This is a genomic window from Actinomadura rugatobispora (genome assembly GCF_042656285.1).
Taxonomy (GTDB): domain Bacteria; phylum Actinomycetota; class Actinomycetes; order Streptosporangiales; family Streptosporangiaceae; genus Spirillospora; species Spirillospora rugatobispora.
This window is the reverse complement of the sequence record NZ_JBHSON010000075.1, coordinates 1-13,517: the sequence shown is the minus strand read 5'-3', so window position 1 is coordinate 13,517 and position 13,517 is coordinate 1. Positions and strand designations below refer to the sequence as shown.

Genomic DNA, 13,517 nt, shown 5'->3' with positions numbered 1-13,517 from the left:
CCCTACCCGAGTTGCATCTCATATGACGAGACGGCAATATCAAGACATGGACAACTCTAGCGGAGTCGGCGTACTTGACAAAGCGGTTCTGGTCCTGAACGCGCTGGAGGCCGGCCCGGCGTCGCTGGCACAGCTCGTCCAGACGACCGGTCTGGCGCGCCCGACCGCCCACCGGCTCGCCGTCGCGCTGGAGCACCACCGCCTCGTCCACCGCGACACCCAGGGCCGTTTCATCCTGGGCCCGCGGCTGGCGGAGCTGGCCGTGGCCGCCGGGGAGGACCGGCTGCTGGCCATCGCCCAGCCCGTCCTGGTCCAGCTCCGCGACCTCACCGGGGAGAGCGCCTCCCTGTTCCGCCGCCAGGGCGACGTGCGGGTGTGCGTGGCCGCCGCCGAGCGCAGCAGCGGGCTGCGCGACACCATCCCGGTCGGGGCCGCGCTGCCGATGACCGCCGGGTCGGCCGCGCAGATACTGCTGGCCTGGGAGGAGCCCGACCGCCTGCACCGCGGCCTGCGCGGCGCCAAGTTCGAGGCCACCACGCTGTCGACGGTGCGGCGGCGTGGCTGGGCGCAGAGCGTCGGCGAGCGCGAGCAGGGCGTCGGGTCGGTGTCGGCGGCCGTCCGCGGCGCCGGCGGCCGGGTCATCGCGGCCGTCTCGGTGTCCGGGCCGCTGGAGCGGCTCACCCGCTCCCCCGGCAGGTTGCACGCCGGTCCGGTGCTGGCCGCGGCCGAGAAGATCTCCGAGTCGATGCGCCGCACGACCTCCTGACCTGCTCTAATAGCCCTGTGGACGCGGAGGGCCTGGAGGCCGATCTGCGGGGGCGGCTGGCGCGGCTGTCCCTGGAGGAGAAGGTCGGCCTGCTCACCGGCGCCGGCTTCTGGACGCTCCGCCCGATCGAGAAGATCGGCCTGGCGCCGCTGGTGCTGTCGGACGGCCCCAGCGGCGTGCGCGGCACCGCCTGGGACGAGCGCCGTCCGAGCCTGCTGTTCCCCAACCCGACCGCGCTCGCCGCCACCTGGGATCCGGACGCGGCCGAGGAGACCGGACGGCTGAACGGGGCGCAGGCCCGCGACAAGGGCGTGCACGTCCAGCTCGCCCCGACGGTGAACCTGCACCGCACCCCGCTGGGCGGCCGCCATTTCGAGAACTACTCCGAGGACCCGCTGCTGGCCGCCCGGATCGCGGCCGGCTTCGTACGCGGCGTGCAGTCGGCCGGGGTCGCCGCGACGGTCAAGCACTTCGTCGGCAACGACTCCGAGACCGCGCGGATGTCCTACGACGCCCGCATCGACGACCGCACCCTGGACGACCTCTACCTGCGCCCCTTCGAGGAAGCGGTCCGCGGGGCCGGGGCGTGGGCGGTGATGGCCGCCTACAACCGGGTCAACGGCACCGCCATGACCGAGCACCGGCCGCTGCTGACCGGCCTGCTCAAGGAGGAGTGGGGCTTCGACGGCGTGGTGGTCTCGGACTGGACCGCGATCCGCTCCACCGAGGCCAGCGCCGCGGCGGGCATGGACCTGGAGATGCCCGGCCTGCCCACCGGCCGGTGGGGGGACCGGCTGGCCGCCGCCGTCCGCGACGGGCGGATCGGCGAGGAGGTCATCGACGACAAGGTGCTGCGGATCCTGCGGCTGGCCGCCCGGGTCGGCGCCCTGGGCGGCGTCCCCGGGCCGCCGCCCGCCACCACGCCCGGGGACGCCCGCCGCCGGCTGCGCGACCTGGCCGTGCGCGGCGCCGTGCTGCTGCGCAACGACGGCGTCCTGCCGCTGCGGGGGGCCGCGCACGTGGCGCTGATCGGCCCCAACGCGGTCCGGTTCGCCGCCCAGGGCGGCGGCAGCGCGCACGTGCACCCCGAGCGCGTGGTGACGCCGTACGAGGGGCTGCGGCGGGCGCTGGGCGAGGACGCCGTGATCACCGTCCGGTCCGGGGTCGACCCGCACGCCCGGCTGGCGCCGCTCCCGCTCGCACTGGCGGCCGACCCGGTGACCGGCGAGCCCGGCACGCGCGTCGACTACCTCGACGCCGCCGGGACGGTGCTGCTGTCCGAGCACCGCCGCACCGCCGCCCTGCTCTTCCTGGGCGGGCTCCCCGAGGGCACGCGGCGGATCGTGCTGCGGGCACTGGTCACCCCGTCCGAGGACGGCGTCCACACCTTCGCCGCCGCCGGGACGGGCCGCTTCGACCTGCGCGTCGGCGACGACATCGCCGAGACCCTCACCCTCGTCCCCGAGGGCGGCGGCATGGTCGAGTCGCTGACGCGACCGCCCGAGCGCCGGGTCACGCTCGGGCTGCCCGCCGGGCGGCCGGTGCCGGTGGAACTGCGGCACTCCTTCGACGAGCCGGCGTTCGCGGTCGCGTTCGGCCTCGGCTACCGCGAGCCGCGGCCGCCCGAGGACGAGGAGTTCGCCGCCGCCGTCGAGGCCGCCCGCGCCGCCGGCACCGCCGTGGTCGTCGTCGGCACCGACTCCGGCGTCGAGAGCGAGGGCTTCGACCGGACGAGCCTGGCGCTGCCCGGCCGCCAGGACGAGCTCGTCTCCGCGGTCGCGGCCGCCAATCCCCGCACGGTCGTGGTGGTCAACGCGGGCGCGCCCGTCCTGATGCCGTGGCGGGAGGAGGTCGCCGCGGTGCTGTGGGCGTGGCTGCCCGGCCAGGAGGGCGGGGACGCGATCGCCGACGTGCTCACCGGCCTGGCCGAGCCGGGCGGGCGGCTGCCGACCACCTTCCCGGCCACCCAGACGGGCGTGCTGTCGCCGCTCCCCGGCCCGGACGGGACGCTGGAGTACGCCGAGGGCGCCGCGATCGGCTACCGCCGCTACGCCCCCGAGGACATCGCCTACCCGTTCGGGCACGGCCTCGGCTACACGGCCTGGGAGTACGAGTCGGTCGCGGTCGCGCCGTCCGGGGAGGCCGCCGAGGTGACCGTGCGCAACGCGGGCAACCGGCGGGGGCGCGAGGTCGTCCAGTGCTACGCCTCGGGCCCGGTCCTGTCGATCAGGCTCGCGGGCTTCGCGGTCGTGGAGGCGGGCCCCGGCGAGCGGGTGACAGTCACGGTGCCGCTGGACGGGCGGCTGCCCCGCGCGTACCGGCTGCACGCGGGCCGTTCCATCGGCGACCTGATCGTGGACACCGAGGTCTAGAGGGGCAGCGGCCGGTAGATGGGGACGCCGGAGCGCTCCAGCTCGTCCCGCAGCGCGAAGTAGGCGTCCCCGAACGGGTCCTCGCCGGTCAGGGCCATCAGGCCGCGCCGGATGGCCACGTCGTGCGGGGCCAGCGCGGCGGCCTCGTCCAGGTGGCGGCGGGCGGCGGCGGCCCGTCCCTCCCGGGCCAGCCAGACCGCGAGCCGGGCGTGCGCCCGCGCCCGCCGCTCCTCGGCGGTCGGCACGCGCAGATGCTCCCGGACCTCCGCGGCGGTCAGCCCCGGGTCGCGGTCCAGGACCCAGCGGCGCAGCGCGGCGTGGGACGCCTCCGAGTCCAGGCCGTTCATGGAGCGGAACAGGTCGGTGGCCGTCTGGCTGTCCTGCGGCCGGACGATCCGGCCCTCCTCGTCGATCCACACCACGGTCGGCACGTTGATCACGTTGTAGAGCTCGGCGGCCACGCCCTCGGCGTCGACCAGCGCCGGATGGGTGACCTTCGCCTCCTCGATCCAGGGCCGCGCGTCGGCGGCGGACCGGTCGAGCGCCACGCTCACCACGGTCAGCCCGTCGCCCTCCAGGGCCGCGTGCCGTTCCTGCCAGGCGGGCAGGTCGTACCGGCAGCCGCACCAGGACGCCCAGAACACCAGCGCGACCTTGCGTCCCCGCAGGTCCGACAGGGCGACGCCGTCCAGCGTGAAATCGGGCGCCTCATCGGCGCCGAGGGCCTGCGCGGCGCCCTCCGCGAACGCCACCGCCCGCTCGTCCGGATCGATCACGGCGACCTTGCCGACCAGGCCGGCGAACGCGGCGACGTCCACGCCCCCGGGGGTCTCGGCGGCGGCCGCGCGGGCGGCGGGCAGGCACGCCTCCTCCCGGCACCAGCCGTGCGGCTTGCGCTCCCAGCCGAGCAGCGGCCGGTCCGGCGCGGCCAGCAGCCGCCCCCGATCGTCGAGACGCGCGTCCAGCCCGTAGGCCCGGCCCGCTTCCACGGCGGTGAACATGGAGACCCCTTCATTGGATAGTGACAGTATCCAATACTTGGATAGCTCTAGTATCCAAGTCAAGGGGGAACGCCGATGCAGATCTCGGAACTGAGCGACCGCAGCGGTCTGACGGTCCAGACGATCAAGTTCTACATTCGCGAGGAACTGCTGCCGAAGGGCACCGCCTCGGGCGCCACCCGCGCCGAGTACGACGAGGGCCACCTCGAGCGGCTGCGCCTCATCCGCGCGCTCCGCGAGGTCGGCGACCTGCCGGTCGCCGCCATCCGCCGCATCCTCGCCGCCGTCGAGAACGACGCCGTCGGCATGCACGACCTGTTCGGCACCACGCAGTACGCCATCGGCCCGCACGTCACCCCGCCAGACGACCCGCACTGGCGCGCCGCCCGCCAGGACGTCGACGCCCTCATCGCCGAACTGGGCTGGCACGTCACCGACCGCGCCCCCGCCCGCGACCTGCTCGCCCAGACCTTCGTCGCGCTGCGCCGCCTCGGCTTCCCGGTCACCCTCACCGACCTGCGCCCCTACGTCCACGCCGCCGCCGAGGTCGCCGAGCACGAGATCGGCCGCGTCACCGACGGCGCCCCCCGCAGCCGGACGGTGCACTCGATGCTGGTCTCCACCGTCCTGTACGAGCAGGTCCTCACCGCGCTGCACCGGCTGGCCCAGGAGGACGCCTCGGCCCGCCGCTTCGGCACCGCCGAGGGCTAGGACATTCCAGCCATGACAAGTCGGAATTGCGCAATTCATCACCAATTCGGCGTTTAAATTGCCCATCGCCTAATATGGTGATTGATGACCGCTATGGAAGGTGAACCCCACGGCAGCCGGTGGACGGACCGGCTGCTGGCCGAGGGCGACGATCCCGACCCACGCTTCACGCTGGCCAACGAGCGGACCTTCCTGGCCTGGATCCGCACCGCGCTGGCCGTGATCGCCGCCGGGATCGGAGTCGCGCTCAGCGGCGACGCGCTGGCCGTCCTGCTGCGCAACGGGCTGGCGATCGCCTTCTCCGCCACCGGCGCGCTCCTCGCCGCGCTGGCGTTCCGCCGCTGGCTGCGGACCGAGCGGGCGCTGCGCCGGGCCGAGACGCTGCCGCCGCCCGCACTCGCGCCGATCATGTCGTACGGGCTGGCGCTGGCCGCCGTGGTGCTGCTGGTGGCGCTGCTGGCGACCCGATGAGCGCCGGGCGCGGGCTCAGGGACCCCGGCGCCCAGCCGGAACGCACCGCACTGGCCTGGAACCGCACCACGCTCTCGCTCATCGTCGCGGGCCTGCTCTGCGTGCGGCTCGCGCCGTCCTCGACCACCGCCGCCCTGGCCGCCGCCACGGTCTGCGCGGCGGTGTCGCTGCAACTGCGCCGATCCCTGACCCGCCACCCGGGACACCATCGGCGCCCGGTGGCGGCCGACCCGGTGTCGGTGCTGATGGCCACCATCGTGACGATCATGCTGGGCATGCTCGGCCTGCTCTTCGCGCTGCACTGAGGGTACGCTCGGGGGCCGTGTTCATCAGCCTGACCACCGACTTCGGGGACGCCTACACCGCGACCTGCGCCGGGGTCGTCTACACGATCGCACCGGCGGCGACCGTCCTGGTCCTCAGCGACGAGGTCACCCCGTACGCGATCGTCGAGGGCGCGATGCTGCTCCGCCAGGCCCTCCCGTACCTGCCGCGCGGCGTGCACGTCGGCATCGTCGACCCCGGCGTCGGCACCCCCCGCCGCCCGGTCGCGATCACCACCGGCCGCGGCGACGTCCTGATCGGCCCCGACAACGGCCTGCTGCCGCCCGCCGCCGAACGGCTGGGCGGCGCGGTCACCGCCCACCTCCTGGAGAACCCGGCCTACCGGCTGCCCGAGGTGTCGTCCTCCTTCCACGGCCGCGACATCTTCTCCCCCGCCGCCGCGCACCTCGCCGCGGGCACCGCCCTCACCGACCTCGGCCCGGAGATCGACATCGCCGACCTGGTGCGCCTCGACCTCCCCGCCCCGGTCATCGGCGACGGCGAACTCAAGGCGACCGTCCTCTACACCGACCGCTTCGGCAGCCTGATCACCTCCGCCGACGAGAACGACCTGACCTCAGCCCTGGGCCCCCTCCGGCACGGGACCGTCCTGGAGGCGTCCTGGCATAACGGAACGGCCCGCCTGCCCTACGAGGCCACTTACGGCCGCGTCGCCAAGGGCGAGGCACTGATCTGGACCGACTCCTCCGGCCTCCTCGGCCTGGCCGTCAACCAGGGCTCCGCCGCCGAGCACTTCGGGCTCGGCGACGGAGCCGTGCTGACCATCCGCCGGGCGCTGGCACACTGATCGCCATGGAGGACCTCGACGTCGTCGCCTGGGTGCACGTCTCCCGCGACCGGATGCTGGCGGTACGGTCGCGCGGCCGCGACCTGCTCTACCTGCCCGGCGGCAAGCGCGAGCCCGGCGAGGACGACTGGTCGGCCCTGTCCCGCGAGGTGCGCGAGGAACTGGCGCTGGAACTGGACCGCGGCTCGTTCCAGGAACTGGGCGTGATCCGCGCCGCCGCCCACGACCAGCCGGCGTTCGACCGGGTGCGGATGGCCTGCTTCACCGCGGGCTACGCGGGCGACATCGCCGCCACCGGCGAGGTCGACGAGTACCGCTACGTCGGACGCGCCGAACGCGCCCTCCTGGCCCCCGCCGCCCGCGCGGCCCTGGACCTGGCGGTCGACAGGGGGCTGCTCTCCTGAGCCCGACCCGGCCACCGAACACTGGGAAACAAAACTCCGCCGCTTTCCCGCCAATTCGGCCCGCCGGGCTCCGAAGATTATTGGGGGCGAGAAGTCCAATGAGGAGATCTTCCTACCAGTCCTTTGCTTTCGTACACTTCTCCTTTGTGCTGTCACGAAGGGGGAGAACGTGAGCACAATTGGTGGGCGCGGTGAACCGGACGCTTCATCCGGACAGGGTTCCCTACCTCCGCCACCCCCACCCAGCTGGGGCAGACCCGCTCCCCCGCCGCCGCGCGACGACAAGCTGGTGGCGAGCTGGCGCAGCTCCCCGTCCAAGCCGGCGGGCCCTCCCCCACCCCCATCCTCGCGTTATGGCAGGCCGAAGGGCCCAAGCGTCCCGCAACTCCCACCGCCACCCTGGCTGAACCAGGCACCAACCCCCCAACCGACCCCCGCCCCACCCCTGCCCGCCCCCATCCCCACCGCCACACAGCCGCCACCCGCCAAGCAGGCGCCGACACGGACGCGAACACCGGCACAGGCGCCACCCGCAGCACCGCCCTCACGCCAGCAGGCGTCACCTCCCGTACAAACTCCGCCCCCCAAGCAGGCGCCGCCCCCACCGCAGGCACCGCCGCCCTCGCGAACACCGGCACGCGCTACGGAACGACCGTCCCCGGCGCAAACGCCACCACCGGCGCGGACAACGACGCCATCCACCCAACCGCCGTCACCCCCGCAAGCATCACCAACCGCGCAAACACCGGCGCCAGCCTCCAGGCAGGCGCCGACACAGGCGCGACCCCCTGCACAGGCACCGCCCCCCGCAGGGCCACCCTCGCCTCAGCAGCCGCCACCCGCGCAAACACCGCCGCCCCCCACAAAGTCACAAGCCGCACCATCGCAGCCACCCGCAAAGCCGTCATCACCTACGCAGCCGTCACCCGTCACGAACCCGCCAGCCGCGGCACAGGCGCCACCACCCCCGCGCACCACGACGCCATCCACGCAACCGCCGTCACCCCCGCAAGCACCACCACCGGCCCCACCGCAGGCACCGCCGCCCGCGCGAACACCGGCACGCGCCACGGAGCGACCGTCCCCGACGCAAACGCCACCACCCGCGCAAACACCGCCAACCGCCGCAAAGCCGCCAGCCGCGGCACAGACGACGTCACCACGCGCACGAACGACAACGCCGTCCGCGCAACCGCCGTCGCCCCCACAGCCGTCACCGCCTGCGCAACCGTCGGCCCCACCGCAGGCACCGCCACCCGCACGCGCCATGGAGCGACCGGCCCCGGCGCAAACGCCGCCAACCGCCGCAAAGCCACCAACCGCGGCACAGGCGCCGCCACCCGCGCGAACCACGTCGCCATCCGCGCAACCGCCGTCACCACCTGGGCAAACAACGCCGCCCCTCACGAAGCCGCCAGCTGCGGCGCAGGCGCCGCCACCCGCGCGAACGACGACGCCATCCGCGCAGCCGTCATCACCCGTACAAACTCCGGCCCCGAGGCAAACGCCGCCCAAGCAGGCGTCGGGGCCACCGCAGGCACCGGCGCCCGCGCGAACGCGCGCCATGGAGCGACCGGCCCCGCAGGCGCCGGCCGCGGGGGCGGCGGTCACGCGGGGTGAGCCGTTCGAGCGGCCCCACGCGGCCCCCACGCCGCCGAGCGGGCGCGGCGGCGGGACGCGCGTGTTCAAGCCCGGGGTGGTCTCGGGCATCGCCGTCGCGGCGGTCGCGGGCGTGCTGATCGCCGGGGCGGTCTCCCTGGTCCGCGACGGCGGCTCCGGCGCGGCCCGCGACGGCTCCGCCGCCGGCGACGGCGCCCGGCCGGCCGACAAGATCTTCGCGGTGGCGCCCGCCCTGTACGACGGGCACGAGCAGTCCCTGCACGGTGCCGCCGTCCGCGGCCGGACGGTGGTGACCGTCGGTGCCGAGACGGCCCGCGGACAGTTCCTCGTCTCGGCCGACGGCGGCCGGGAATGGCGGCTCGCCACGGTCCGCACGGCCTCCGGCGACGGCACCGCGCCCCCGGACGTGCCGCGCGTGATCGCGGCGGGCCCCCGCGCCTGGGCCGCGCTCGGCGACGGCGACGCGGGCGTCGCGACCTGGACCAGCCCCGACGGCCGCACCTGGACCCACCGTCCGGCCGGCGGCGGGACGTTCGCCCCCGGCGACAAGGTGACCGCGCTGGCCGCCACCCAGTCCGGGTTCGCCGCCATGGGCGTCTCCGCGCAGGGCCGGCCGGTCCTGTGGACGTCGGCCGACGGCGCCGCCTGGCAGCGCTCCGCCCCCGCCCTTCCCGAGGGCGCGGACGCCGAGCCCGCGCGGCTCGCCGCGTCCGGCTCGGTCCTGGTCGCCCAGGCCCGCGACAACGGCGACCTGTGGCGGTCGGCCGACGGCGGGCGCACCTGGTCGAAGGCGGACATCCCGCAGAGCGACGGGTCGTACGGCCCGGTGGTCGCGCTGACCGCCGGTCCCGGCGGCGTGTACGCGGCGCGCGAGGGCCGTACCGGCAAGGACCGCAAGCAGGCGGTCTTCTTCCGCTCCGCGGACGGGGTGAGCTGGGGGCGCGCCAGCGTGATCGAGCGCGGCACCTACGACCGCCTGGCCGCGCTGGGCGGCTCCGACAGCGGCCTGGCGGCGCTCGTCCCGCTGTCGGACGGCCGGATCGCGGTGCACCGCAGCGCCGACGGCTCGTCCTGGACCCCGGTCGAACGCCTGGAGGGCGAGGGCGGACGCAAGCCCGAGGGCGCGGCCGCGCTGCCGCAGGGCGTCCTCGTACTCGGCCGCCAGGACACCGGCGCCTACCTGGCCGTCCCCGGCGCCCGGGGCGGCGACATCGACCTGCTCGCCATCCCCGGCGCGGTCACCCCCGACCGGACCGTCACCCGCCTGGTCTCCGGCGGCGGAACGGTCCTGGCGATCGGGAGCGGCGGCGGCGACGGCGCGATCTGGAACACCCGGGACGCGCGGACCTGGTCGCGGGCGGGCGGCGAGGGCCTGGCGGGCCCGGGCATGCAGCGGCTCGCCGCCGCCGCGTACGGGCCGAACGGCTGGGTCGCGGTGGGCCGCGGCGCCGACCGCACCAAGCCCCTCCTGGTCACCTCGCAGGACGGCACCGCGTGGAAGCCCGGCCAGGCCATCGACCAGGAGGGCGAGCTGAGCGGCGCCGCGCACGGCACCGGCGGCTACGTCGCCGTCGGCACGGGCATGGCCTGGCAGTCCGGCGACCTCGCCACCTGGACGGCCGGTACGGGCGATCTCAAGGACGCCGCGCTCCGCGACGTCGCCGCCGTCTCGAACGGCTACGTCGCCGTCGGGGACCGCAAGGACCAGGGCCCCACGGCCTGGACCTCCGCGGACGGCAAGAAGTGGACCGCCGTCGCGGTCCCGCGCCCGCAGGGGATCACCTCGGCCTCGCTCACCCAGGTCGCGGCGCGTGGCGACGCGCTCGTCGCCATCGGCAGCGGCGGCGGGCAGGCGTTCGTCGCCTCGTCCGCCGACGCGGGCAGGACGTGGCGCACCCAGGCCCTCCCCGCGGTCGCGCTCACCACCGTCATGGCCTCGCCGCGCGGCTTCACCGTGTCCGGGGACCCGTCGGGCGCGGGCCGTTCGGACGTCTCGCTGTGGACGTCGGCGGACGGATCGTCATGGCGCCAGTCCCGCCCCCGGGGCCGCGGCCTGGACGGCGACGGCCTCCAGCGTCTCACCGCCCTGACCGTCCACGCCAACGGCCTCCTGGCCGTGGGCACCGACGGCACGACCCCCACCCTGTGGCAGGCGCCTCTCCCCTGAAAAGCCGAAAAGGCTCCGGCCACTCACGTGGTCGGAGCCGATCTGTACCCCCGAGCGGATTCGAACCGCCGTTACCGCCTTGAGAGGGCGGCGTCCTAGGCCACTAGACGACGGGGGCCTGTCCAACTCCCGGAGATCATCCTCCGGGCCTTACCGTGAGCCTCGAACTGCGAGAACTCACCGTACCCCCGAGCGGATTCGAACCGCCGTTACCGCCTTGAGAGGGCGGCGTCCTAGGCCACTAGACGACGGGGGCCAGACCTTACAAACCCGAAAACGAAGCCGAGTAAACCTCAGCCGCGCACCCGCGAAGGCGAAGCCTTCGCGGCCCGGGGGTTCCAGGGGGTCGCCCCCCTGGGCTAGCACTGCGGGGGTCGCCCCCCTGGGCCAACACTGCCAAGCCTCGGCGAAGCCGCCAAAAAGCGGCAAGTAGCCTCAGCCAGCTGGGGTACCAGGACTCGAACCTAGACTAACTGAACCAGAATCAGTCGTGCTGCCGATTACACCATACCCCAGTGCGGTAAGCGGGCCCTTCGGTTGTGAGGCCGTCCGGTCGCTCGCGCCTCGATGAGAATACAGGACCTTGGGAGTCGAACCAAAACGATTGCCGGGGTCGGCAGGGCGGTTCAGCGGGCGAAGCCGGGCGGGCCGATGTGCTCCTCGCTCCAGCGGGCGAGTGGGAGCAGGCGGCGCCAGGACGCGCGGACGCGCTCGACGGCCTCATGCGTGGCCATCCACGGGTCGGCGGGCCAGCCCTCGCGGGCGTACAGGGAGCGGTGCCGCAGCAGGTCGAGGCGGGGGTGGTCGGCGCGGGTGCCGCGCGGACGGGTCTTGAGGCGGTCTCCGGCGATCTCCATTCCGGAGGCGCGGAGGGCCTCGACGAGGGCCTCCAGCTCCTTGCCGGTGGAGTCGGCGTCGACGGCGGCGCGGTAGCGGCGGAGCTGGTCGGGCTCGGGGGCGTACAGGCCGCCGGCGACCATCAGGCCGTCGGCGTCGATCTGGACGTACAGGCCGCGGCGGGAGTGGGCGCCCTGGTGGGTCTTGTACGGCGTCTTGTCGGCCGCGAAGCGGACGTCGCGGTAGGGGCGGAACAGTTTCGCCGGGCCGAACTCGTCCTCGAGTTCGGCGCACAGCTCGGCCAGGGGTTCGCGCACGTACCGTTCGTAGGCGTCCTTGTGCGCGGTCCAGTAGGACTTGGTGTTGTCGGCGAGCAGCCCTTCGTAGAAGGCGAAGGTCTCGTCGGTGAATCCGCGGAATGCCATGGCGCCCCCTCACATGTCGTACGACCTCCAGGGTACGGAGGCCGTACGACGTCCAGGGGCGGGCGTCACTCGCGGGCGATGACGCGGTTGGTGAGGCTGCCGACGCCCTCGACGGTGACGGTGACCTCGTCACCGATCTCCAGGGGGCCGACGCCTTCGGGGGTGCCGGTGAGGATGACGTCGCCGGGCAGCAGCGTCATGACCTGGCTGACGTACTCGACCAGCGCGGGGATGTCGTGCACCATCTGGGAGGTGCGCGCGTCCTGCCTGGTCTCGCCGTTGACGGTGGTGCCGATGGCCAGGTCGGACGGGTCGGCCTCGGTCTCGATCCAGGGGCCCAGCGGGCAGAAGGTGTCGAAGCCCTTGGCGCGGGTCCACTGCCCGTCCTTCTTCTGCAGGTCGCGGGCGGTGACGTCGTTGGCGCAGGTGTAGCCGAGGATGACCTCGGCGGCGCGGGCGGCGGGGACCTCCCGGCACATCCGGCCGATGACGACCGCCAGCTCGCCCTCGAAGTCGACCCGTTCGCTGAGCTTCTCGGGGTAGGCGACGGCCTCGCCGGGGCCGATCACCGCGGTGGACGGCTTGGCGAAGATCATCGGTTCGGCGGGGGCCTCCCCGCCCATCTCGCGGGCGTGCGCGGCGTAGTTCTTGCCGATCGCGATGACCTTGCTGGGCAGGATCGGGGCCAGCAGCCGCACGTCGGCGAGCGGAAGGCGCTGCCCGGTGAAGGTGAGTTCTCCGAACGGATGGGCCGCTACGGCGGCGACGGTGTTCTCCTCCACCACCCCGAAGGACATGCCCTCGTCGGTGGCGAACCTCGCGATACGCATGGTCAAGAGCCTAGTGCCAGCCGGGTGAACCCGTTCAACCGGTCAGAACCCGCAGGGTGCGCCGTTCAGCCGGCAGCCCTTCGGGTCGGCCGCCGCCCCCTCGGCGCCGAACTGGATCTCCCAGGTGGCGCCGGGCGGGATGGTCCGCGCGTTGTCGAGGTTGCGGATCTCGACGCTGCCGCCGCCGCGGACGAGCCGGGCGCCCCAGATGTTCTTGACGTTGCCGCCGGGGGCCTGGAACGTGATCGTCCAGTCGGTCATGGGGCGGCCGGTCCGGTTGGTGAAGACGAACTTGCCCTCGTAGTAGCCGGGGTCGCGCTGGACGAGCTGGTAGGTGATGCCGTTCCCCTCGACGACGGGTCCGGCGGGCGGGGCGCTCGGGGGCGGCACGGCCTGTCCCGGTGCCTGGCCGGGGTCCTGGCCCTGCGGGGGCGCGGGGGCGCCGGTCGTGCCGCCGGGCGCGGGGTCGCCGGTGGTGCCGGGCGAGGCGGGCCCGGTGGGCGCGCCCGTGTCGGACGGGGCCGGGCCTGCGGGCGGCGCGGAGCGCGCGGCGGGCTTGCGGTCCGGGCCTCCGGAGTCGGACGCGGTGACGGCGGCGATGATCGCGCCGACGCCGATGACCAGCATGGCCGCGATGACGGCGGCCAGGAGCACTGGGCGCCGCGGCTTCTCCTGCGGCGGGGGTCCGGCGGGTGCGGCGGGGCCGACGGGCGTGCCCGGCGGCAGCCCGGACGACGGGGACGCCGCGGGAGGCGGTGTCGCGTTCTCGGCGGGGGCGGCG

The 13,517-nt window shown here is 74.6% G+C and carries 13 protein-coding genes and 3 tRNA genes; 8 read left to right on the top strand and 8 right to left on the bottom strand.

The features are described from left to right. Window positions 1-46: 46 nt before the first annotated feature. Both ACFPZN_RS39575 and ACFPZN_RS39570 read left to right on the top strand, forming a co-directional pair. Window positions 47-766, top strand: coding sequence for an IclR family transcriptional regulator (locus ACFPZN_RS39575; RefSeq protein ID WP_378287711.1), 720 nt, complete (start codon window positions 47-49; stop codon window positions 764-766). A 17-nt stretch (window positions 767-783) separates the two neighbouring features. Next, window positions 784-3,138 (top strand): glycoside hydrolase family 3 protein, encoded by a 2,355-nt coding sequence (locus tag ACFPZN_RS39570; protein ID WP_378287710.1) that lies wholly within the window; start codon window positions 784-786, stop codon window positions 3,136-3,138. On the opposite strand, the gene ACFPZN_RS39565 is transcribed toward ACFPZN_RS39570, so the two are convergent. After that, a complete protein-coding gene (locus ACFPZN_RS39565) occupies window positions 3,135-4,139 on the bottom strand; it encodes a redoxin domain-containing protein (RefSeq protein WP_378287709.1) in 1,005 nt (334 codons plus the stop codon). The genes ACFPZN_RS39570 and ACFPZN_RS39565 overlap by 4 nt on opposite strands. A gap of 75 nt (window positions 4,140-4,214) precedes the next feature. On the opposite strand from ACFPZN_RS39565, the gene ACFPZN_RS39560 reads away from it, so the two are divergent. From ACFPZN_RS39560 to ACFPZN_RS39540, 5 genes are all read left to right on the top strand, one after another. Continuing rightward, complete coding sequence (locus tag ACFPZN_RS39560) at window positions 4,215-4,850, top strand: MerR family transcriptional regulator (RefSeq protein ID WP_378287708.1); 636 nt, start codon at window positions 4,215-4,217, stop codon at window positions 4,848-4,850. Between the two features lie 84 nt (window positions 4,851-4,934). Beyond that, the gene (locus tag ACFPZN_RS39555; RefSeq protein WP_378287707.1) at window positions 4,935-5,321 is read left to right on the top strand and encodes a YidH family protein; all 387 of its coding nucleotides are present in this window, start codon (window positions 4,935-4,937) and stop codon (window positions 5,319-5,321) included. Then, the gene (locus tag ACFPZN_RS39550; protein ID WP_378287706.1) at window positions 5,318-5,626 is read left to right on the top strand and encodes a DUF202 domain-containing protein; all 309 of its coding nucleotides are present in this window, start codon (window positions 5,318-5,320) and stop codon (window positions 5,624-5,626) included. Before ACFPZN_RS39555 ends, ACFPZN_RS39550 begins: the two co-directional genes overlap by 4 nt. Window positions 5,627-5,643: 17 nt before the next feature. Then, on the top strand, window positions 5,644-6,453 hold the full coding sequence (locus ACFPZN_RS39545) for an SAM hydrolase/SAM-dependent halogenase family protein (protein WP_378287705.1): 810 nt from the start codon (window positions 5,644-5,646) through the stop codon (window positions 6,451-6,453). Between the two features lie 5 nt (window positions 6,454-6,458). Beyond that, the gene (locus tag ACFPZN_RS39540) at window positions 6,459-6,857 is read left to right on the top strand and encodes an NUDIX hydrolase (RefSeq protein ID WP_378287704.1); all 399 of its coding nucleotides are present in this window, start codon (window positions 6,459-6,461) and stop codon (window positions 6,855-6,857) included. Between the two features lie 929 nt (window positions 6,858-7,786). On the opposite strand, the gene ACFPZN_RS39535 is transcribed toward ACFPZN_RS39540, so the two are convergent. Then, window positions 7,787-8,251, bottom strand: coding sequence for a hypothetical protein (locus ACFPZN_RS39535; RefSeq protein ID WP_378287703.1), 465 nt, complete (start codon window positions 8,249-8,251; stop codon window positions 7,787-7,789). A 170-nt stretch (window positions 8,252-8,421) separates the two neighbouring features. Between ACFPZN_RS39535 and ACFPZN_RS39530 the strand changes: the two genes are divergently transcribed. Further along, a complete protein-coding gene (locus ACFPZN_RS39530) occupies window positions 8,422-10,644 on the top strand; it encodes a hypothetical protein (RefSeq protein WP_378287702.1) in 2,223 nt (740 codons plus the stop codon). 45 nt (window positions 10,645-10,689) lie between these two features. Here the strand turns inward: ACFPZN_RS39530 and ACFPZN_RS39525 are convergent. The 6 genes from ACFPZN_RS39525 to ACFPZN_RS39500 all read right to left on the bottom strand — a co-directional run. Further along, window positions 10,690-10,762 (bottom strand) — tRNA-Glu (locus ACFPZN_RS39525). A gap of 65 nt (window positions 10,763-10,827) precedes the next feature. After that, window positions 10,828-10,900, bottom strand: a tRNA-Glu gene (locus ACFPZN_RS39520). 187 nt (window positions 10,901-11,087) lie between these two features. Next, window positions 11,088-11,159: transfer RNA gene (locus tag ACFPZN_RS39515), tRNA-Gln, on the bottom strand. Window positions 11,160-11,270: 111 nt separating this feature from the next. After that, the gene (locus ACFPZN_RS39510; protein ID WP_378287701.1) at window positions 11,271-11,906 is read right to left on the bottom strand and encodes a DUF2461 domain-containing protein; all 636 of its coding nucleotides are present in this window, start codon (window positions 11,904-11,906) and stop codon (window positions 11,271-11,273) included. A gap of 65 nt (window positions 11,907-11,971) precedes the next feature. After that, window positions 11,972-12,736, bottom strand: coding sequence for a fumarylacetoacetate hydrolase family protein (locus tag ACFPZN_RS39505; RefSeq protein WP_378287700.1), 765 nt, complete (start codon window positions 12,734-12,736; stop codon window positions 11,972-11,974). Between the two features lie 42 nt (window positions 12,737-12,778). After that, a partial coding sequence (locus tag ACFPZN_RS39500) for a cellulose binding domain-containing protein (protein WP_378287699.1) occupies window positions 12,779-13,517 on the bottom strand: 739 nt, incomplete at its 5' end.

Bases quoted from the DNA above. Each gene is read 5' to 3' on its own strand.
- ACFPZN_RS39575 (WP_378287711.1), top strand. From the start codon at position 47: ATGGACAACTCTAGCGGAGTCGGCGTACTTGACAAAGCGGTTCTGGTC.
- ACFPZN_RS39565 (WP_378287709.1), bottom strand. From the start codon at position 4,139: ATGTTCACCGCCGTGGAAGCGGGCCGGGCCTACGGGCTGGACGCGCGT.
- ACFPZN_RS39560 (WP_378287708.1), top strand. From the start codon at position 4,215: ATGCAGATCTCGGAACTGAGCGACCGCAGCGGTCTGACGGTCCAGACG.
- ACFPZN_RS39555 (WP_378287707.1), top strand. From the start codon at position 4,935: ATGACCGCTATGGAAGGTGAACCCCACGGCAGCCGGTGGACGGACCGG.
- ACFPZN_RS39550 (WP_378287706.1), top strand. From the start codon at position 5,318: ATGAGCGCCGGGCGCGGGCTCAGGGACCCCGGCGCCCAGCCGGAACGC.
- ACFPZN_RS39540 (WP_378287704.1), top strand. From the start codon at position 6,459: ATGGAGGACCTCGACGTCGTCGCCTGGGTGCACGTCTCCCGCGACCGG.
- ACFPZN_RS39530 (WP_378287702.1), top strand. From the start codon at position 8,422: ATGGAGCGACCGGCCCCGCAGGCGCCGGCCGCGGGGGCGGCGGTCACG.
- ACFPZN_RS39510 (WP_378287701.1), bottom strand. From the start codon at position 11,906: ATGGCATTCCGCGGATTCACCGACGAGACCTTCGCCTTCTACGAAGGG.
- ACFPZN_RS39505 (WP_378287700.1), bottom strand. From the start codon at position 12,736: ATGCGTATCGCGAGGTTCGCCACCGACGAGGGCATGTCCTTCGGGGTG.